Source organism: Thalassotalea agariperforans (assembly GCF_053470345.1).
Genome location: NZ_JBQMWH010000003.1, coordinates 38648 through 59096, shown reverse-complemented (window position 1 = coordinate 59096; position 20449 = coordinate 38648). Strand labels below are relative to the sequence as shown.

At 38.4% G+C, this 20449-nt stretch carries 20 protein-coding genes; 11 read left to right on the top strand and 9 right to left on the bottom strand.

All coding sequences use genetic code 11. The annotated features are described in order from the left end of the window. The first annotated feature begins 4 nt into the window (after positions 1-4). The 10 genes from ACSLUO_RS05655 (at position 5) to yacG (ending at position 8806) form a co-directional block, all read left to right on the top strand. Complete coding sequence (locus tag ACSLUO_RS05655; protein WP_448246959.1) at positions 5-523, top strand: retropepsin-like aspartic protease family protein; 519 nt, start codon at positions 5-7, stop codon at positions 521-523. A 145-nt stretch (positions 524-668) separates the two neighbouring features. Further along, a complete protein-coding gene (nadC, locus tag ACSLUO_RS05650) occupies positions 669-1544 on the top strand; it encodes a carboxylating nicotinate-nucleotide diphosphorylase (protein ID WP_448246958.1) in 876 nt (291 codons plus the stop codon). A 320-nt stretch (positions 1545-1864) separates the two neighbouring features. After that, positions 1865-2290, top strand: a complete 426-nt coding sequence (locus ACSLUO_RS05645; protein ID WP_448246956.1) for a pilin — start codon at positions 1865-1867, stop codon at positions 2288-2290. Positions 2291-2357: 67 nt separating this feature from the next. Continuing rightward, positions 2358-2753: a pilin gene (locus tag ACSLUO_RS05640; protein WP_448246954.1), complete on the top strand. Its 396-nt coding sequence runs from the start codon at positions 2358-2360 to the stop codon at positions 2751-2753. A gap of 119 nt (positions 2754-2872) precedes the next feature. Further along, positions 2873-4579 (top strand): type IV-A pilus assembly ATPase PilB, encoded by a 1707-nt coding sequence (gene pilB / locus ACSLUO_RS05635; RefSeq protein ID WP_448246953.1) that lies wholly within the window; start codon positions 2873-2875, stop codon positions 4577-4579. A gap of 134 nt (positions 4580-4713) precedes the next feature. Next, positions 4714-5961: a type II secretion system F family protein gene (locus ACSLUO_RS05630; protein ID WP_448246951.1), complete on the top strand. Its 1248-nt coding sequence runs from the start codon at positions 4714-4716 to the stop codon at positions 5959-5961. Positions 5962-6105: 144 nt separating this feature from the next. Continuing rightward, positions 6106-6954: a prepilin peptidase gene (locus ACSLUO_RS05625; RefSeq protein ID WP_448247516.1), complete on the top strand. Its 849-nt coding sequence runs from the start codon at positions 6106-6108 to the stop codon at positions 6952-6954. A 101-nt stretch (positions 6955-7055) separates the two neighbouring features. Beyond that, positions 7056-7667, top strand: a complete 612-nt coding sequence (gene coaE / locus ACSLUO_RS05620; protein ID WP_448246949.1) for a dephospho-CoA kinase — start codon at positions 7056-7058, stop codon at positions 7665-7667. Positions 7668-7755: 88 nt separating this feature from the next. Further along, positions 7756-8502 (top strand): cell division protein ZapD, encoded by a 747-nt coding sequence (zapD, locus tag ACSLUO_RS05615; protein ID WP_448246948.1) that lies wholly within the window; start codon positions 7756-7758, stop codon positions 8500-8502. Between the two features lie 67 nt (positions 8503-8569). Beyond that, complete coding sequence (yacG, locus tag ACSLUO_RS05610; protein ID WP_448246946.1) at positions 8570-8806, top strand: DNA gyrase inhibitor YacG; 237 nt, start codon at positions 8570-8572, stop codon at positions 8804-8806. Positions 8807-8900: 94 nt separating this feature from the next. Here yacG and mutT read toward each other — a convergent pair whose 3' ends face one another. The 3 genes from mutT to ACSLUO_RS05595 form a co-directional block, all read right to left on the bottom strand. Continuing rightward, positions 8901-9293, bottom strand: a complete 393-nt coding sequence (mutT, locus tag ACSLUO_RS05605; protein ID WP_448246945.1) for an 8-oxo-dGTP diphosphatase MutT — start codon at positions 9291-9293, stop codon at positions 8901-8903. 113 nt (positions 9294-9406) lie between these two features. Further along, entirely contained in the window at positions 9407-12121 is a 2715-nt protein-coding gene (secA, locus tag ACSLUO_RS05600; protein WP_448246943.1) for a preprotein translocase subunit SecA, read from the bottom strand. A 97-nt stretch (positions 12122-12218) separates the two neighbouring features. After that, entirely contained in the window at positions 12219-13076 is an 858-nt protein-coding gene (locus ACSLUO_RS05595; protein ID WP_448246941.1) for a M23 family metallopeptidase, read from the bottom strand. 73 nt (positions 13077-13149) lie between these two features. Between ACSLUO_RS05595 and ACSLUO_RS05590 the strand changes: the two genes are divergently transcribed. Beyond that, the gene (locus ACSLUO_RS05590; RefSeq protein ID WP_448246939.1) at positions 13150-13614 is read left to right on the top strand and encodes a DUF721 domain-containing protein; all 465 of its coding nucleotides are present in this window, start codon (positions 13150-13152) and stop codon (positions 13612-13614) included. Positions 13615-13715: 101 nt separating this feature from the next. Here ACSLUO_RS05590 and lpxC read toward each other — a convergent pair whose 3' ends face one another. The 6 genes from lpxC to murC all read right to left on the bottom strand — a co-directional run bounded on the left by lpxC (position 13716) and on the right by murC (position 20442). Continuing rightward, complete coding sequence (gene lpxC / locus ACSLUO_RS05585; protein ID WP_448246938.1) at positions 13716-14633, bottom strand: UDP-3-O-acyl-N-acetylglucosamine deacetylase; 918 nt, start codon at positions 14631-14633, stop codon at positions 13716-13718. Between the two features lie 111 nt (positions 14634-14744). Beyond that, a complete protein-coding gene (ftsZ, locus tag ACSLUO_RS05580; RefSeq protein ID WP_448246937.1) occupies positions 14745-15920 on the bottom strand; it encodes a cell division protein FtsZ in 1176 nt (391 codons plus the stop codon). Between the two features lie 106 nt (positions 15921-16026). Further along, on the bottom strand, positions 16027-17259 hold the full coding sequence (gene ftsA, locus ACSLUO_RS05575; RefSeq protein ID WP_448246935.1) for a cell division protein FtsA: 1233 nt from the start codon (positions 17257-17259) through the stop codon (positions 16027-16029). Positions 17260-17263: 4 nt separating this feature from the next. Continuing rightward, positions 17264-18040 (bottom strand): cell division protein FtsQ/DivIB, encoded by a 777-nt coding sequence (locus ACSLUO_RS05570; RefSeq protein ID WP_448246933.1) that lies wholly within the window; start codon positions 18038-18040, stop codon positions 17264-17266. Then, positions 18033-18986, bottom strand: coding sequence for a D-alanine--D-alanine ligase (locus tag ACSLUO_RS05565; protein ID WP_448246931.1), 954 nt, complete (start codon positions 18984-18986; stop codon positions 18033-18035). The genes ACSLUO_RS05570 and ACSLUO_RS05565 overlap by 8 nt, the downstream gene beginning before the upstream one ends. Beyond that, positions 18979-20442 carry a UDP-N-acetylmuramate--L-alanine ligase gene (gene murC, locus ACSLUO_RS05560; protein WP_448247514.1) on the bottom strand — a complete coding sequence of 488 codons (1464 nt, stop codon included), beginning with the start codon at positions 20440-20442 and terminating at the stop codon, positions 18979-18981. Before murC ends, ACSLUO_RS05565 begins: the two co-directional genes overlap by 8 nt. Positions 20443-20449 lie beyond the last annotated feature (7 nt).

The following is a 20449-nucleotide window of genomic DNA, read 5'->3' as shown; positions in this document are numbered from 1 at the left end:
TATTATGACAGAACAAGGAACAACAAACAAAATCGGCAAAAGTTTTACTTGGATTGCTTGGGCGTTAGCGCTTGCCTTATTATCTTATGGCTTTAATGACTTTTTAAGCCATAAAGAAAACCCAAACCAACAAGTAAATAGTCACATTAATAGCCGCTCAATATCTGTTGTTCTAAAACAAAACCCTTATGGTCATTATGTTACCAGTGGTGAAATTAATAATACCGGTGTGGTATTTTTACTTGATACTGGCGCAACTCAGGTATCAATACCAGAGCATATTGCCGCTCACTTAGGTTTACGTAAACAAGGCAGCTATTTGGTAGAAACCGCCAATGGCACAGTAAAAGTTTATAAAACCGAGTTATCTGAACTTAGAATTGGTGAAATAATACTATATAATGTTGCCGCCAATATTAACCCGGCATTTCAATCCGATGAGATATTGTTAGGCATGAGCGCATTAAGGCAAATTGAGTTTCGTCAACAAGGTAAAAACCTAACCTTAATTCAATACAAATAACTAAGTAATTAAAGAACTAAGCAGTTAAAGCTAATAACTAGCTTTATTTTGCGTTCAAACCATTAGATTAGTTAGCCTGTATTTAATGTACATCGCGACTATAGCCATAAACTTTCAACCAAACAACACCAAAAGAGAATACTAAATGCACACTCCAGCTTTGCAACACGATATTACCACCACAGTAACTTGGGCTTTAGCGGAAGATTTAGGAACCAGCTTAAATGGCGTTATTGACGCTAGTAAAGATATTACTGCCGGTCTTATTCCTGCAGATAATGTTGCCTGTGCTTCGGTGATCACCCGTGATGATTGTGTTATTTGTGGTGTTGCTTGGGTAAATGAAGTATTCAAACAATTAGATCAAGCCAGTGGCCATCAAACCCAAATTACTTGGTTTGTTAATGACGGTGAAACAGTAAAAGCCAATACCACACTGTTTGAAGTTACCGGTAATGCCCGTTTAATTTTAACTGGGGAGCGGGCCGCGCTGAATTTTCTGCAAACATTATCTAGTACCGCAACCTTAGCCAATACTTATGTAAAAGAGCTAGCCGGCACTAATACTAAATTACTTGATACCCGAAAAACTATTCCAGGGCTGCGCAGTGCGCAAAAATATGCCATTACTTGTGGTGGTGGGGTTAATCATCGAATTGGTTTATTTGATGCGTTTCTTATTAAAGAAAATCACATCAACGCTTGTGGTGGTATTGAAGCAGCAGTAAAAACTGCTAAAGCACAACATCCAGGTAAAACCGTTGAAGTAGAAGTAGAGTCACTTGACGAATTAACACAAGCATTAAACGCAGGCAGCGACATTATTATGCTTGATAACTTCACCCCAGAAATGATTGAACAAGCCGTAAAACTGACCCGTGGCAAGGCTAAATTAGAAGTTTCCGGTAATATGACTCTCGATATTTTAAAAGTTTATACCAAAGCAGGAGTTGATTTTATTTCGGTAGGGGCATTAACCAAACACATTACCGCCGTTGATTTATCGATGCGCTTTGCTTAATTTTTTATCCTACAAATAAATTACCTTGCAGGTGCGGTGATCTGTTAAATTTCTTCTATAATCACTAATACTGAACAAAAAACAGACATAAAAAAGGGTTAATAAACTTTATTTAAGGTTTAGTTAAGGTTTAACTAATCCTTTTTTATGTCATCAGCTCGTAATATTTAGCAAAAAATGTCTAATAAATTAGCACTTTATTAACATTTCTAGATAAATTTCAATTTTTTTTACTTTTTTTTGTCAAAAAAATTTACATATTAGAATTTTTGTATCAGTATACAAACAGCCCCCGTAATAAGTAATGGATATTTAAAATTATGAAAACACTTAATACTCAAATGAAATCAATGAAAAAAGCAAAAGGTTTTACGCTAATTGAATTAATGATCGTTGTGGCGATTATTGGTATTTTGGCTGCCGTGGCGTTGCCTGCATATCAAACATATACTGAAAAGTCGAAATACTCAGAAGTAGTACTTGCAGTAGGTAGTGTTAAATCGGCAATGGAAGTTTGTATTCAAGTAAACGGATCTGTTGGTGCTTGCGATACTGCAGCTAAAATAGGGATTGACTTATCGGATGCCGCTAGAGGTGATAATGTTACTTCTGTAACGGTAACCGCTACTAGTGGCGCAATAACCGGTACAGGAACAGATCCTGATTCATCGACATATATTCTAACTCCCGATGGTGCAGGAAATTGGGATAAAACAGGAACTTGTATAGCAAATGGTGTTTGTTAATACATAAAACTTATAAAAAAGCTCCTAATTAGGAGCTTTTTTATATTAAAAATATGGAGTTTATCAAATGCTAAAGAATAAAGGCTTTACACTTATAGAGTTAATGATAGTAGTTGCAATCATAGGTATTTTAGCTTCTATAGCCCTTCCTTCATATCAAACTTATGCTCAAAAATCTCGTTTTACGGGCGTATTATTGGCTGTTGATACAGTAAAATCAGCAATGGAAATATGCCTTCAAATAAACGGTTCTATAGCTAACTGTGATACCGCTGCTAAAATAGGAATTGACTTATCAGATGCTTCTAGAGGTGATAATGTTACCTCTGTAACGGTAACCGCTACTAGTGGTGCAATAACCGGTACAGGAACAGATCCTGATACATCGACATATATTCTAACTCCTGATGGTGCAGGAAATTGGGATAAGTCCGGAACTTGTATAGCCAATGGAGTGTGTTAACACTCATATTTATCAAAAACTAATTTTTTCTCTTATTTTTTGCATAAAATGATATGTTTTTGAATAAAATAATAAGTTACACTAATTTTTCCATCACTTGAAATAACTCTAAGCTATATATGAAAGGACTCCACCAACAATCCAGTTTATTATCAACCCTTACTAAGCATCAATTAGTGTCAGAAGAGATGATTGATGTGATTAGCGCGGGCTTTATTAAACAGAATAAACCTTTCATTCGCTATTTAGTTGAAGATAAACATATTAATGCCAAAGATATCGCTAATACGCTTTCAACAAGTTTTGGTTACCCACACTTTGATCTAAATTATTTTGATACTACCATCATTCCGGATGGCACTAAAAACGAAAAGCTAATAAGAAAACACCATGCCTTACCCTTATACTTACGTGGAAAAGTATTATTTGTGGCCATGGCTGATCCCACCAATTTAGATGCCTTAGAAGAAATTCAATTTAATACCGGCTATACCACGGAATTAGTGATTGCCGACGAAAAAAGCTTACAAGCTTGTATTGATAAAGTTTTAGAAGAAGATAGCGACGCCCTTGATATTTCTGAAATGGATACCGAAGAGTTAGCTGGTATTGATGTTCAAGAAGAAAATACTAATAACGATGATAATGTTAGCAGTGAGCAAGAAGATGCACCGATTGTTGTTTATATTAATAAAATATTATTAGATGCTATTAAAAAAGGAGCTTCTGATTTACACTTTGAACCTTATGAAAAATCCTATCGCATTCGTTTTCGTGTTGATGGCATTTTAACAGAAATTGCTCGACCACCCGTCACATTAGCATCACGAATGGCGGCACGCTTAAAAGTCATGTCAAAACTTGATATTGCCGAACGCCGAATACCGCAAGATGGTCGGATAAAATTAGCGCTTTCTAAGAAAAAATCGATTGATTTTCGGGTCAGTACCCTGCCAACGATGTGGGGGGAAAAAATTGTAATGCGTATACTTGACTCATCCAGTGCCATGTTAGGTATTGATATGTTAGGTTACGAAAAGGTGCAAAAACAAATTTATATGGACGCCCTTGCCCAACCCCAAGGCATGATTTTGGTTACAGGGCCAACCGGCTCAGGTAAAACAGTATCACTGTACACCGGCTTAAATATTTTAAATACCGAAGAACGTAATATTTCCACCGCCGAAGATCCGGTAGAAATTAACCTTGAAGGCATAAACCAAGTACAAATAAACCCCAAAGCAGGTTTAACCTTTCCTAACGCATTACGTTCATTTTTACGACAAGATCCTGATATTGTTATGGTGGGTGAAATTCGTGATTTAGAAACTGCCGAAATTGCAATAAAAGCGGCACAAACCGGTCACTTAGTATTATCTACCTTACATACTAATTCAGCCGCTGAAACTTTAACCCGTTTATTAAATATGGGGGTGCCTTCTTATAACGTTGCCAGCTCTGTAAGTATTATTATTGCCCAGCGTCTTGCTCGCCGCTTATGTATGCAATGTAAAACCGAAGAGCATATCCCGCAGGAAGAATTATTAAAACAAGGTTTTAGTAATGAACAAATTAGCAATATTAAATTATTTAAACCGGTAGGCTGTGATCATTGTACCGGCGGTTATAAAGGCCGTGTCGGTATTTATGAAGTTATTAAAATTTCGGAAGCCACCGCTAACATTATTATGGCGGGTGGTAACTCGTTAGATATCGCCACTCAATGTCAAAAAGAAGGTTATAACAACTTACGCCAATCAGGCTTAATTAAAGCGATGTCTGGGGTTACTAGTTTAGAAGAAGTGAATCGGGTTACTAGTTCATAACATGCTGTTTAACCAGAATAATTAGGTTAAGAATAATTAGTTTCATAATATAGCTTTATCTATACTAAAAAACTAAAGTCAGTATTATGATTATTTATCCAAATTTCGTCACTTAAATTACAATAGGTAATATTATGGCAGTAGGGCAAGCTAAACAAAAAAAACAAGAGAAAATAAAACCATTAGACACCTTTAGCTGGTACGGTGTTAATCGTAAAGGTAAAAAAGTTAATGGTGAACTTGCCGCTGAAAGTGTTTTAGCCTTAAAAAGCCAGCTAAAAAAACAAGGCATTACCCCTGGTCGTGTGAAAAAAAAAGCCAAACCTTTATTTGGTGGCAAAGACAAAAAAATTACTGCCGCCGATATATGTGTTATTACTCGGCAAATAGCCACTATGTTAGGCGCTGGCGTGCCCTTAGTACAATCCATAGAAATGATCGGTAAAGGCAATAGCAATGGCAACATTCAAAAATTATTGGGTGATATAGGCATTAAGCTAAGCTCTGGTATCCCACTGTCAGATTGCTTACGTGAACACCCTAGATATTTTGATGAGCTATATTGCGATTTAGTTTCTTCTGGCGAGCAATCTGGCGCTTTAGAAAGTATTTATGACAGAATTGCTACCTATAAAGAAAAAGCAGAACAGTTAAAAGCAAAAATTAAAAAAGCCATGACTTATCCGATTGCGGTATTAGTTGTTTCTGCAATTGTAACCTCGATTTTATTGATTTTTGTAGTGCCAACCTTCCAAGAAATATTTGAAGGTTTTGGCGCTGAACTGCCAGCTTTTACACTTTTTGTTATTGGCCTATCAGAATTAATGCAAAGTTATTGGTATTTAGTGCTCGCCGCTTTATTTGCTTTTAGTTATGTTTTTAAACAAACGCATCGTAATTCACAAAAATTCCGAGATGCTGTTGATAGAAAAATACTAAAATTACCTGTTGTTGGCGATATTTTAGAAAAAGCCGCCGTTGCCCGTTATGCTCGAACCCTTTCAACCACCTTTGCCGCCGGGGTTCCGTTAATTGATGCTTTAGAATCAGCCGCTGGCGCTTCTGGTAATGCGGTATTTCGTTATGCCATTTTAGATATTCGTTCTGAAGTATCTTCCGGTATGCAAATGAACCTTGCCATGCGTAACAGTAACATTTTCCCAGATATGGTTATTCAAATGGTTGCCATTGGTGAAGAGTCAGGCGCGGTTGATGATATGCTTTCAAAAGTAGCAACGGTTTATGAAGAAGAAGTGGATAATGCTGTTGATAACTTAACCGCCCTCTTAGAGCCCTTAATAATGTCAGTATTAGGGGTGGTGATTGGCGGTTTAATTATCGCTATGTATTTACCTATTTTCGAAATAGGGAAAATTGTTTAGATATTACTTTATTAACTCAAAGCACTATCGGTGCTTTGAGTTAATAACTTTTTCTTCCAATAACCAACAACTTAACAAACACAATCAACAGGCTTTAACGTGACTTCTGAAATTTTCACCAATATTTCTTCTTTATTTGAATCTATGCCGGCGTTTTTTTATTTAACGGTGATCTTATTCTCATTAGCCGTTGGTAGCTTTTTAAATGTGGTAATTTACCGTTTTCCTAAAATGCTAGAACAAGGCTGGTATGCAGAATGTCGTGAATTTTTAAGTGAAGAATTAGTTAATGTGCCCGCGAAAGAAATATCGCCTATCACGCTATCAACACCAAGCTCTTCTTGCCCACATTGCCAACATAAAATTCGCTTTTATGAAAATATACCTTTAATAAGTTGGTTAGTATTAGGTGGTAAATGCAGTAGCTGTAAAAGCGCTATATCACCGCGTTATCCACTGGTTGAGTTAGCTACGGCATTAGTAAGTATTGTGGTAGCCCATCATTATGGCGTTAGCATAACAACCTTTTGGGTATTGTTATTAACTTGGTCGTTGATTGCTTTAACCCTGATTGATTTTGATCACATGTTACTGCCAGATCAAATTGTTTTACCTATGATGTGGTTAGGTTTGCTATTAAATTTAAACGGCACTTTTGTCAGTATTGAAACTGCCGTTATTGGTGCTGTTGCCGGTTACATGAGTTTATATACGGTTTTTTGGTTATTTAAGTTAATCACTGGCAAAGAAGGCATGGGCTACGGTGATTTTAAATTAGTCGCTTTGTTTGGTGCCTGGTTTGGCTGGCAGTTATTACCTTTATTAATTTTAATGGCATCATTAGTGGGCGCTATTGTTGGTATTAGTTTGATGGTTTTTAAAAATCATCAACGTGAGCAAGCTATTCCGTTTGGCCCTTATTTAGCCGTTGCCGGCTGGATTTGTTTATTATGGGGCGAAGGTATCTGGCAATGGTATCTTGCCAGTTTATAACTTGTTAAGGCTATAGGCGGTATACTTAAGGCTGGAGGCTATAAGCAATATGCATCAAGCTTCCCGCCTCTAGCTTCTAGCATCTAGCTGTTAAGAAAATTATGTCTCATTATATTATTGGTTTAACTGGTGGTATTGGCAGTGGTAAAACCACCATTGCTAATATGTTTGCCGAATTAGGTGTTGATGTTATTGACGCTGATATTATTGCTCGCCAAGTGGTTGAACCAAACACGCCAGCATTAATCGCCATTCAACAGCGTTTTGGTGCTGATATGCTTACCGCCGATGGCCAATTAAATAGAGGCTTATTACGGACTAAAGTCTTTAATAATGAGGAAGATAAAAGCTGGTTAAATAACTTATTACACCCTTTGATCCGCCAACAAATGCAAAGTCAAACCTTAGCGGCCCAAAGTCCATATTGTTTATTAGTGATACCATTATTAATAGAAAATAACTTAACCGCTATGGTTAACCGTGTTTTAGTGATTGATGTTGACGAACAAACACAATTGCAACGTGCCAGCCAGCGAGATAATAATTCAACTCAGCTAATACAAAACATCATCAATAGTCAGATCGATCGTCAAAGTCGTCTATCGCATGCTGACGATATTATTGATAATCAGCATTTATCTTTGAATGAAATTAAATCCTTAATAGTAAAGCTTCATCACAAATACTTACAACTAGCCGCCCAATTTCAATAAAAAATTCGTCATTTGTACAAGCTCTGTTAGTATAAGGATTATAATCTTTGCTATTAAACTGTGCTCGGCTCCTGATCAACATATTGTTATGACAAGTATTTTATATGAACACCCGTTAAACGAACGGATCAGAAACTATTTAAAACTTGAGCAACTTTTTGCTCAAGTGAGCAGTTGTGACATAACCAACCTAGAAGATACAAACCAATATTTTTTTACCACGCTATTTACCATCGTTGACACACTTGAGCGCAATGATGTTCGTGGTGATTTAATTAAAGATTTAGAAAAACTAGAACAAAATTTAGTGCTTTGGTCAAAAGCACCAGAAGTTGATTCAAGTGCGTTAGAAGAAAACTTACGCCAAGTTGTGGCGTTAATATGTAAACTTAAAGGCAATTCACCACGTTGGTGGCAATTAAGAGAAGATAAATTTTTAGCCTCAGTTAAACAACGTTTTGCCATTCAAGGTGGCAGCTCAAGCTTTGATCTACCACAATTACAATATTGGCTACATCAGCCAGATGAAGCCAAACATGGCGACATTAACCGCTGGTTAGGTTATTTACAGCAAGTAGAGCAGTCGTTAGCTATCGTGCTAAAATTTATTCGCTTGCGTAGTGACTTTGAGACCATTCAAACCGACAGTGGCTTTTATCAAGATAACGGTGAAGGCTTGTTATTAATACGTATTAAAATTGACGCTAAAGCCAAGTATTACCCAAGTATCAGTGGTAATCGTTTTCGTTATTCCATTCGCTTTATGCACCCTTGCCAAGAAAATGGTCGTCGCTATTCTAATGACCCAACACAATTTCAACTTTCTCGTTGTTAATGCTATAGCTTCTGACAATTAATCGTTATAATTACAGCTATTAAAACTTGTAAACGATATTCAAATTATGACAACCATTGTTGATTGCCCAACCTGTAGCGCCAAAGTTATTTGGCAACCTGAAAGCAAATTCAGACCGTTTTGCAGTGAACGCTGTAAACTAATTGACTTAGGTGAATGGGCTGACGAAGGTCACAAAATTACTCAACCAATTCAAGCTGAACAAGAAATTACCGAAGAAATGTTAGATGCTTTAGAAGATGAATTTCTTCAGCACAATAAGTTTTTCGTAGAACCAGAATAAGAACTTCAAGCTTGTATCTTGTAACTCGTACCTTGCAGCTTGTATCTTGCAGCTTGTATCTCGTAACTTGTATCTTGCAGCTTGTAACTTATAACTAACCGTACAAAGCTAATAACTTTTCAACAATCTCAACATTCGCTTTTGGAAAGTCTAAGTCTGTTAATTCATGCATTTCAAACCAGGCTTGCTCTTGCCCTTCTTGCGCTTGAGGTTCATTAAGAAAGTTATCAACAATAAACACTTCCAGCTTGACCTGCTTATCACCATAATCATGTTCAATAATAATTAATGGCTGTGCGGATAAAACATCTATCGCCACTTCCTCTTTAAGCTCTCTGTGAAGCGCTTGAGCAACAGATTCGTCACTTTCCACCTTACCACCAGGGAATTCCCATTTTCCACCTTGATGAGCTTCTTGGTGACGTTTAGTTAAAAAGACACAAGCATCTTGAACAATAACTCCGACAGCAACATGTACTTGTTTCATAATTCTCTTACTTTTATTTTTAAATTTAACTGCACTAACAAAAAAGCCAGCTGTTAAACCTAAGTTTAACCAGCTAGCTTTTATTCAATAATTATCTCAGGGCAATTGATTACCTAAGATAACTTACCACAACATTGTTTGTATTTTTTACCTGAACCACAAGGACAAGGTTCGTTGCGGCCAACCCGAGCTTCATCAGTAATTTGTACCGACTTAGGCTTGCTTAAATCAAGTGAGTCTTCATGATTATAAGACTTAGGTCGTTCTTCTGATTTACGGTGTTGCTCTTCAACGGCTTCAACATCTGATTCTTCACGAATTTGTACTTTTGATAAAATACCAATAACGTCATATTTTAATGTTTCTAACATCTCAGAAAACAACTCAAACGATTCACGCTTAAACTCTTGTTTAGGGTTCTTCTGAGCATAACCACGTAAATGAATACCTTGACGCAAATGATCCATTGCTGCCAAATGCTCTTTCCAATGCGAATCTAAGCTTTGTAACATTACTGCTTTTTCGAAATGACGAAGAACCTCTGAACCTACTGCTGCTTCTTTTTCTTGATAAGCTTGTTCAGCGGCTTGTGAAATTTTCTCATGCAAGGTTTCTTCATGTAACTTGCTGTCTTCTTCTAACCATTTACTGATCGGAAGATCTAAGGTTAATTCACCTTTTAAACGTTCTTCTAAGCCTGGAATATCCCACATTTCTTCTAACGATTGTGGTGGAATATGCTGAGAAATAATACCATCAAGTACATCTTGACGAATCGACGTGATCACATCAGAAATATTTTCTGCGTCCATTAACTCATTACGTTGCTCGTAAATTACTTTACGCTGGTCATTAGAAACATCATCAAACTCTAATAATTGTTTACGAATATCAAAGTTACGACCTTCAACTTTACGTTGAGCGTTTTCGATACTACGAGTTACCCAAGGATGTTCAATGGCTTCACCACGTTCCATGCCTAATTTACGCATCATGTTAGCAATACGCTCTGAGGCAAAAATACGCATCAAACCATCTTCCATTGATAAATAAAAGCGCGTTGAACCAGCATCACCTTGACGACCAGAACGACCACGTAATTGATTATCAATACGGCGAGATTCATGACGTTCGGTAGCAACAATATGTAAACCGCCTAATTCAATCACTTTGTCGTGTTGAACTTGCCAATCAGCTTTTACTTTCGCAATTTGCTCTTCGGTAGGATTATTCAATGCTTCAATCATTGCACCTAAGTTACCACCTAAAACAATATCAGTACCACGACCTGCCATGTTAGTGGCAATCGTTACCGCGCCCACTTTACCTGCATCAGCAACAATTTCCGCTTCTTGCGCATGGAACTTAGCATTAAGTACTTTATGTTTAATTTTAGCTTTTTTCAGAATGTTTGATAAAAACTCTGAGGTTTCAATACTGATAGTACCAACGAGTACCGGTTGGCCGCGTTCGGCACAGTCTTTAATATCTTCAATGATGGCTTCGTATTTTTCTTCCGCCGTTAAATAAATTAAATCAGCACGATCATCACGGATCATTGGCTGGTTAGTTGGAATAATTACCGTTTCTAAACCATAGATGTGGCTAAATTCAAATGCTTCGGTATCAGCTGTACCTGTCATACCCGACAATTTATTATACAAACGGAAGAAGTTTTGGAACGTGATCGAAGCTAAAGTTTGGTTTTCATTTTGAATGTTTACCCCTTCTTTTGCTTCAATTGCTTGGTGTAAACCTTCACCCCAGCGACGTCCTTCCATCGTACGGCCAGTATGTTCATCAACAATAACAACTTCATTGTCTTTAACAATGTAATCAATGTCTTTTTGGAAAATTTTATGGGCACGAAGCGCAGCCATAATATGGTGTAATAAACCAATATTACCAGCAGCAAACAAAGATTCACCTTCGTTAATCATGCCTTTGCTTTGTAAAATTTCTTCTACTCGCACTTGACCGCGTTCGGTTAAATAAATTTGTTTCGATTTTTCATCAATGGTGTAATCACCTTCAACAAAATCTTCTGACTGGCCGGTTTCTTCGTCTTTATCTTCTTCAGATTGCACTTCTAATGTTGGTACAATCAAGTTGATAAGCTTATATAATTCCGAGCTATCTTCAGCAGCACCAGAAATCACTAAAGGTGTACGAGCTTCATCAATTAATATCGAGTCAACTTCATCAATAATGGCAAAGTTCAATGCTTTTTGCACACGATCTTGTGGTGAAAAAGCCATATTGTCGCGCAGGTAATCAAAACCAAATTCGTTGTTAGTACCATAAGTAATGTCGCTAGCATAAGCTTGCTGTTTTTCATCACCTGACATACCAGGAATATTACAACCTACCGTTAAGCCCAAAAACTCAAATAATGGTCTTGCCCAATCAGCATCACGCTTGGCTAAGTAATCATTCACGGTAATAACATGCACGCCATTACCTGATAAAGCATTGAGGTAAGCTGGTAATGTCGCTGTTAATGTTTTACCTTCACCGGTACGCATTTCAGCAATTTTACCTTGGTTTAACACCATGCCACCGATCATTTGTACATCAAAATGACGCATACCAAAAACCCGTTTACCGGCTTCTCGAACCACGGCAAAGGCTTCAGGTAAAATAGCTTCTAAGGTTTCACCGTCAGCTACTCTTTGCTTAAATTCTGCCGTTTTTGCTTTTAATTCTTCATCGCTTAACGCTTCGTTGACTGGCTCTAACGCATTTATTTGTTGTACTTCTTTGCGCATTTTTTTGATAAGTCGATCATTACGACTACCAAACATTTTTGTTAATAACTTTACGAACATCTTGTTATAACCGTTTTGAGGAGAGAAACTTCCGTTTTTAAAATAAAATGACCGGCTAATGCCGATCACACAATGTTTAATTATGTTTTAACGCTTTTTATTTTGCTTTGCGATAAACATATTTTATTGGGTTGATTTGCTTGTTGTTACGCAGAATTTCATAATGAACATGTGGTCCAGTTGAACGCCCAGTACTGCCCATTTCGGCAATCGCTTGGCCTTTAGTAACGACATCACCTACTGACACTAATATCGATTTATTATGGCCATAACGGGTTTTAAAACCGTCACCATGATTAATTTCAACGAGCTGACCATAACCATAACGCTCACCCGCCCAACTAACGACACCTGCACCTGTTGCAATAACATCAGCACCTTCTTTACCTGCAAAATCAACACCTTTGTGCATCGCAGGACGACCAGAAAACGGGTCTTTACGAGTACCGTAATAAGAAGATAACCAACCACCTTTACCTATCGGACGACCTGATAGATAACTGCTATCTACAATATGGTGACCAAGTAATAAAGATTCAAGCATTTTAAGTTGTTTTTCTTCATGTTCAAGTTGTTCTTGCAGATCATTGAGTTCTAATAACAACTCATCAACATTTTTGTTTAAACCTTCGGTTGGCATCATCGGCCCGCCGCTTGGTGGAATATGTTGAAAATTAAATTCATTTTCTGGAATATTAGCATCACTCGCCAAACGTTCACCTAACGCATTTAAACGTAAAACATGGCTTTGTAATTCAGCTAACTTCATGGTTAACGCTGTGACTTGTGGGGAGTTATTGAGCTCACTCGGTGCTTGTTCAGCAAAACTGTTTGGGTTAGTGAGACTTTGCCCTTGAGGGATAGCATCCGATGAAAAAATTAGGTGTAAAATAAAACCTGAAACTAATGCAAAAGCAAATAACGCAGAAAGCCAATGCAACTTATTTAAGCGCATGCTAAATCTTACGTTTTTTCCTCGATACAGTAGTGTTAAACTCATATAACTTCTTTCTAATTGTAAACATTCAATGGCACGAAAAAACCGTTTACCTGTTGATATGTCTTCGGTGTTAAAATCATCGAAAGGCACTTTGGCACAAATTAAAGAAAAAACCAACTCTTTAACTTTAATTGCCGACATTGTACGACAAATTTGCCCTGATCTGCCAGTTGAAGCTTGGAAAATTGGCAATATCTCCAACGATACTTTATATATTGAAGTAAAATCTGCTGCTTGGAGCCAGCGCTTTCAGTTTGAACGTAATACCATCATTCGTGCATTACAACAGCAAAACAATAGCTCAATCAATAACCTAGAAATTAAAGTAAGCCCGTTTAATAACAAAGTGATACAAGAAAAGCCGCTACCAGAAAAATCACAATTTATATCTGCGAAAACAGCATCACAATTATTAGAAGTTGCCCAAGGTGCGCCGGAAGGCTTAAAAAAAACCTTAGAACGTTTAGCAAAGCTCGCGAAACAAAAGCCGTAGATTCAATACTACTTTCTATCGCATAAACTGATGACAAAAAAAAGCCACATTAGGTTATGTGGCTTTATTAACACTCATTTATCCCGAGTTCAGGTTATTTATTAAACCATTGATGGACTGGTTGTTTGATACGTTATTGGTGCTTTTGATTCATCTTCATAAGTCACCCATTCCCAAGCGTCTGTTCGCTTAAAAACTTCACGTAGCAATAAGTTATTTAGCGCATGACCTGATTTAAAAGCGTTTAATTGCCCTAAAATACTGTGACCACACATATATAAATCGCCGATTGCATCTAATATTTTGTGTTTTACAAACTCATCATCGTAGCGTAAATCGGTACCATTGAGCATGCGAAAATCATCTAATACAATCGCGTTTTCTAAACTTCCGCCTAATGCTAAGTTATGAGAACGTAAATATTCAATATCTTTCATAAAGCCAAAAGTACGTGCTCGACTGATTTCTTTAATAAAAGAACATGACGATAAATCTAAGGTCATGGTTTGACCGGTATTTGAAATTACCGGATGGTTAAATTCAATAGCAAAATCAACCTTGAATCCTTCATACGGTAACAATTCAGCCCACTTATCACCTTCATCGATACGGATCGGCTTGGTGATTTTGATAAAGCGTTTAGCGACATTAGAAACACTAATACCAACCGATTGAAGTAAATAAACAAAAGGTAAGGCACTGCCATCCATAATTGGAATTTCAGGTGAATCAACCTCAACAATTAAGTTGTCGATTCCTAAACTAGAAACAGCAGCAAGCAGATGCTCAACGGTGGAAACTTGCACACCTTGCTCGTTAACTAAACAAGTACACAGGGTTGTTTCACCTACCGCCTCAGGCGTAGCAGGTATATCAACAACAGGATCCAAATCAACACGACGGAAGATGATCCCTGTATTGGCTGGCGCAGGACGGAGAGTAAGTCGTACCTTTTTGCCTTTATGTAAGCCAACACCTAGCGCCGAAACACTTTCTTTGATTGTACATTGTTTAATCATATTTAGCCTTTAACTAAGCTTGATAGCCAATAAATTCATACACGCGTTTGAGCGGGCACGTAATATAGCAAAAAAGCCTACCTTTATCAAAACTTCAATATTGTTAATATTTTAGTCTGCCTGCTTTCTTAAAAATGCAGGGATATCTAAATAATTATCTAAATCAGCATGTGATGTTGTTCTTGGTGCTGTTTGTGATTGCGCATTTGCTTCTGGCATGGTTGCCGTTACCGATGCGGTTTCAGGTTGAGCATGAGAAATATAATCACCACCAACAACTTGTTGCTCGATCACCGGTGCTGGCGCAACTAAGGTAATATCTGGCTTACGCTCTGCACCAATTCCTGTAGCAACCACGGTTACACGTAAATCTTCAGTCATTTCAGGATCAATAACCGCACCAACAACTACCGTTGCATTTTCAGAAGCAAAGGCTTTAACAGCGTTACCAACTGTTTCAAATTCGTCAATGCTGATATCCATGCCCGCGGTAATATTAACTAAAATACCACGTGCACCAGCTAAATCGACATCTTCTAATAACGGGCTTGAAATAGCAGCTTCGGCCGCTTCTTCAGCACGATCAGGTCCTGATGCAATACCAGACCCCATCATAGCCGTACCCATTTCAGACATTACCGTGCGAACATCGGCGAAATCAACGTTAATTAAACCAGGGCGAGTGATCAATTCAGCAATACCTTGAACAGCACCTAATAAAACATTGTTAGCGGCTTTAAAGGCATCTAATAAACTTGTACCTGGGCCTAAAACCTTAAGTAATTTTTCATTAGGGATGGTGATCAATGAATCAACATTTTTTGATAAAAATTCAATACCTTGATCCGCATAGTTCATTCGCTTTTTCCCTTCAAATGGGAAAGGTTTAGTAACAACGGCAACGGTTAAAATTCCCATTTCTTTTGCTACTTCAGCAACTACAGGTGCTGCACCAGTACCGGTGCCACCGCCCATACCAGCAGCAATAAATACCATATCGGCACCTTGCAAGGTTTGTCTTATTGTTTCACGATCTTCTTCGGCACTGCGTCGACCTATTTCAGGGTTTGCGCCGGCACCTAAACCTTTAGTCACATCAGAACCCATTTGCAAAGTCACATTTGCCGATGAATTACGTAGTGCTTGTGAGTCAGTATTCGCTGTAATAAATTCAACACCTTCAATGGTTTGTGACACCATGTGTTCAACGGCATTACCACCACCGCCACCAACACCGATGACTTTTATTACTGCTTCTTCGTTATGGTCTTCCATCAATTCAAACATTTTGCTCTCTCCGTTTTTAAACGTTTTTTGTTCCACCAAAAAAACTATTTACTTTAAAACTCGATTGTTAGTTATGTGCTACTAAAACATCGCTAACAACCACTTACTAAAATTCGCCTTTAAACCAAGCACTGACTCGTGTCCATAATGAACCACCATCGCCACAGCTTTTATCTATTGATTCTTGTTCCGTTGCCCGTAAGCCGTAATGTAATAAGCCAACAACCGTAGCGTAACTTGGATCATTAACATATTCTTTTAAACCTAAAATATCACTCGGCTCGGCAATGCGAACTGGCATTTGAAAAACCTCTTCGGCAAATTCAACTACCCCTTCCATTTTTGCCGTACCACCTGTTAAAACATAACCGGCAGCAATTTGATCTTGTAATCCAGATTCACGTAATTCTTCTTGAATTAATTCAAATAATTCCTGATATCTTGGCTCAACCACTTCAGCTAAGGTATGACGCGACATTGAACGTGCTGGTCGGCCGCCAACACTTGGTACTTCAATATTCTCTTCCATACTGACCATTTGACGAAGAGCACAAGCATATTGCACTTTAATTTCTTCCGCATGGCTCAGTGGTGTTCTGAATATTTTGGCAATATCGCTAGTCACCTGATTACCAGCAACAGGGATCACTGCCGTATGACGTAACGCACCACCGGTAAATACCGCAATATCCATAGTGCCAGCGCCAATATCAACAACACAAATCCCTAATTCTTTTTCGTCATCCGTTAATACCGCATAGCTTGAAGCAAGGGCGGAAAAAATTAATTGATCCGCTGATAAATCGCAACGTTCAACACATTTGACTAAATTTTTGGCCATGTCATTCGCACAAGTAACAATATGCACTTTTGCTTCCATCCGCACACCCGACATCCCAATAGGGCTTTTAATACCTTCTTGACAGTCAATGGTATATTCCTGCGGCAGTACATGTAACATTCTACGCTCAGCTGAAATAGGCACTGAACGGGCGGTATGAATCACATTATCAACGTCTTCTTGGATCACTTCTTTGTCGTTGATTGGCACCATACCATTTTCGTTTTGGCAGCTAATATGTTTACCTGAAATACCAAGATAAACTGAGCTAATACGACAATCTGCCATCAATTCAGCTTCGTTAATTGCCCGCTGAATTGACTGAATAACTAAGTTGAGATCATTAACGCCACCTTTATCCATGCCACGTGACGGCTGATTGCCGACACCAACAATGCTTAGTTTATTATCTGGGGTGATCTCACCCACCGCGACCGATATTTTCGAGGTCCCGATATCTAAGCCTACAACTAAGTTTCTTTCGTTTACTTTTGGCATTCCACTAAGCTCTTTTATTATTGCTATCGCTGGTTAAAGGTTTCCAGCCAACGGCTAATCCGGTGTCATATCGCAGATCAACATAATTTATTTGTTGATCTGCTGCTTTGTTTTGCATTATTTGTGGGTAAACATCCATAAAGCGTTGAACTCGTTCTATACGGTTTTCACGCCCTAGATTCAATGTTACGCCATCATTTAAGGTCAATTGCCAAGCAAAGCGCTCCGACAAGACCAGTTCAGCAATAGTAAATTGACTAAACTTCAATAACTTACTCATATCACGGTAATTATTTAACGCGATAATTTCACTGCCTTCAGGACCAAAAAACTCCGGAAGTTCAATCTCTAATCTACTGGTATCAGCTTGAAACGCTTTACCTTGCTGATTAATTAAAAAATCACCGTTCCATAAAGCAACCGGTGTTTGATCCGTCACATGAATTTTTAATTCATTCGGCCATTGTTTTCTAACAGCAACTGCGTATACCCAAGGTAAATCAGCTACGATTTGATGTACTTGATTAACATCAACCTGAAAAAAGTTGCTTAAATTAACTTGTTCTAATGCCTTTTCAATATCACTGGTTTGGGTATATGGCATGGTTCCCGTGATCATGACATTACTGATCGGTACCGCTTCATCCGAGCTAACCCGATCAGAAATAAACCAACAAAATGAAATTAAGCCAATAATCACCATGACAAAAAAGCCCAAACCTAGCCAAAAAGACCAGTGTACTTGTGCTTGTTGTTCTAACTGATGATCACTTTTAGCCATTTGTTTGCTGCCCAGTTAATTTATTGCCACTTAGCTCAATCACTTTACTGACCAATTCACTAAAACTATAACCGGCTACTTTCGCCGCTTTTGGCACTAATGATGTTTCAGTCATCCCTGGTACGGTATTAACTTCTAATAAACGCCACTGACCTTGTTCATTTCGCATAAAATCAACGCGCCCCCAACCATTAGCGTTTACCGCTTTAAATGCTTTAACCGCAAGTGCTTTTAACTCTGCTTCAGTTTGCTCATCTAAGCCACACGGACAATGATATTGGGTGGTTGTTGATTGATATTTAGCTTGATAATCGTAAAACTCATTTGGCGTTTCCATATGGATCGCCGGCAATGCTTGTTCACCTAAAATGCCAACCGTGTATTCTAAACCATTAATCCAAGCTTCAACTAGCACTTGTTCGTCATACTGAAAAGCATTTAGTAAGGCTGTATTTAATTCATCTGCTGTTTTTGCTACCGCCATGCCAATACTTGAACCTTCAGTTGCTGGCTTAACCATAGCCTTACCACCTAATGAGGTTAAAATATTGTCTGCGTTGCCAGCTTGAAATTCAGCCTTATGAACAACAACAAACTCTGCGGTTGGATAAGCTAAGCTCTGCCAAATTTGTTTACAGCGTATTTTGTCCATTGCTAGTGCCGAACCTAAAACGCCTGATCCCGTATACGGAATACCTAAATACTCAAGCGCTCCTTGCAACGTGCCATCTTCACCACCTCGGCCATGCAAAGCGATAAAAACCCGTTCAATCCCTATGGTTTTCAACTGGCTCAGATCAAAACCTTGGGTGTCAATTAAAGCCACTTCGCTAAAACCGGCTTGCGTTAAACCCTTAGCAACCGCTTGCCCTGAATTAAGCGACACAGAGCGTTCAGCAGAATCACCGCCATAAAGTACGGCTATTTTTTCAGCAAAGTTAATCATTCGCCTTTCCGCCTTTTTTATTGAGCAATAACATAGGGTTACTCGCTAAGCTTCGAGCGATAACGCCAATATTGCCAGCGCCTTGTGTGATCACCATATCGCCATCTTGTAATTGTGCTGTTAACAACTCTGCTAACTTTTCGGTGTCGTTAACATAAATAGGTTCAACTTGACCACGCTGACGAATACTACGCGCTAAACTTTTACTGTCGGCCCCTGGGATCACGGCTTCACCAGCGGCATAAACATCAAGTAATAACAAACAATCAACTTTTGATAACACATCAACAAAGTCTTCGTATAAATCTCGGGTTCTTGAATAACGATGCGGCTGAAATACCATCACTAAGCGTTTTTCTGGCCAGCCTGCGCGCATTGCATTAATCGTGACGTCAACTTCTTGTGGGTGATGGCCATAATCATCAATTAATACCATCTCGCCTTGTGCTGTTGATAATTGCGCGAGTTCTTCAAACCGACGGCCAATACCTTGGAATTTACTTAATGCTTGAAAAATGGCTTCATCACTTACCCCTTCATCGGTGGCAACCGCGATACTGGCTAAGGCATTTAATACATTATGCTGACCTGGTAAATTCACTGTCAGTGCTAATGCTGCTTTACCATCACGTTCCACGGTAAAATGGCTAGCACCAGCAGTTTGTGAAAAGTTTGACGCACGTACATCAGCATCTTCAGAAAAACCATAAGTAATTACTTGGCGAGCAATGCGCGGCAAAATTTCACGAACAACAGGATTGTCGATACACACCACCGCCAAACCATAAAAAGGTAAATTATGTAAAAACTCAATATAGGTATCTTTGAGTTTTTCAAAGTCACCTTGGTAAGTTTCCATATGGTCTTCATCAATATTAGTGACCACGGCAACCATAGGTTGTAAGTGTAAAAATGACGCGTCACTTTCATCTGCTTCAGCAATTAAATAACGGCTGGTACCTAAACGAGCATTCGTTCCAGCGCTGTTTAACAAGCCGCCAATCACAAAAGTTGGGTCAAGTTTAGCTTCAGCAAAAATGCTTGCCGTTAAACTCGTGGTGGTAGTTTTACCATGAGTACCTGCAATTGCTACCCCATGACGAAAACGCATTAATTCAGCGAGCATTTCAGCACGGCGAACAACTGGAATACGCTTTTCTTGCGCGGCGACCAACTCCGGATTGTCTTGATTAATTGCCGTTGACACCACAATAACACTAGCACCCGTAATATTTTCTGCGGCATGGCCAATGGTAATATCGGCACCTAAAGCACGTAAGCGTATAACCACTTGGTTTTCACCAATGTCTGAACCGGTAATTTTATAGCCTTCATTCAATAAAACTTCCGCGATACCGCCCATACCTGCACCACCAATACCAACAAAATGAATACACTTAACGCGTCTCATTTCTGGAATTTTTATGGGGGCTGTATTTGTCATATTTTTACTCATCTCTGAA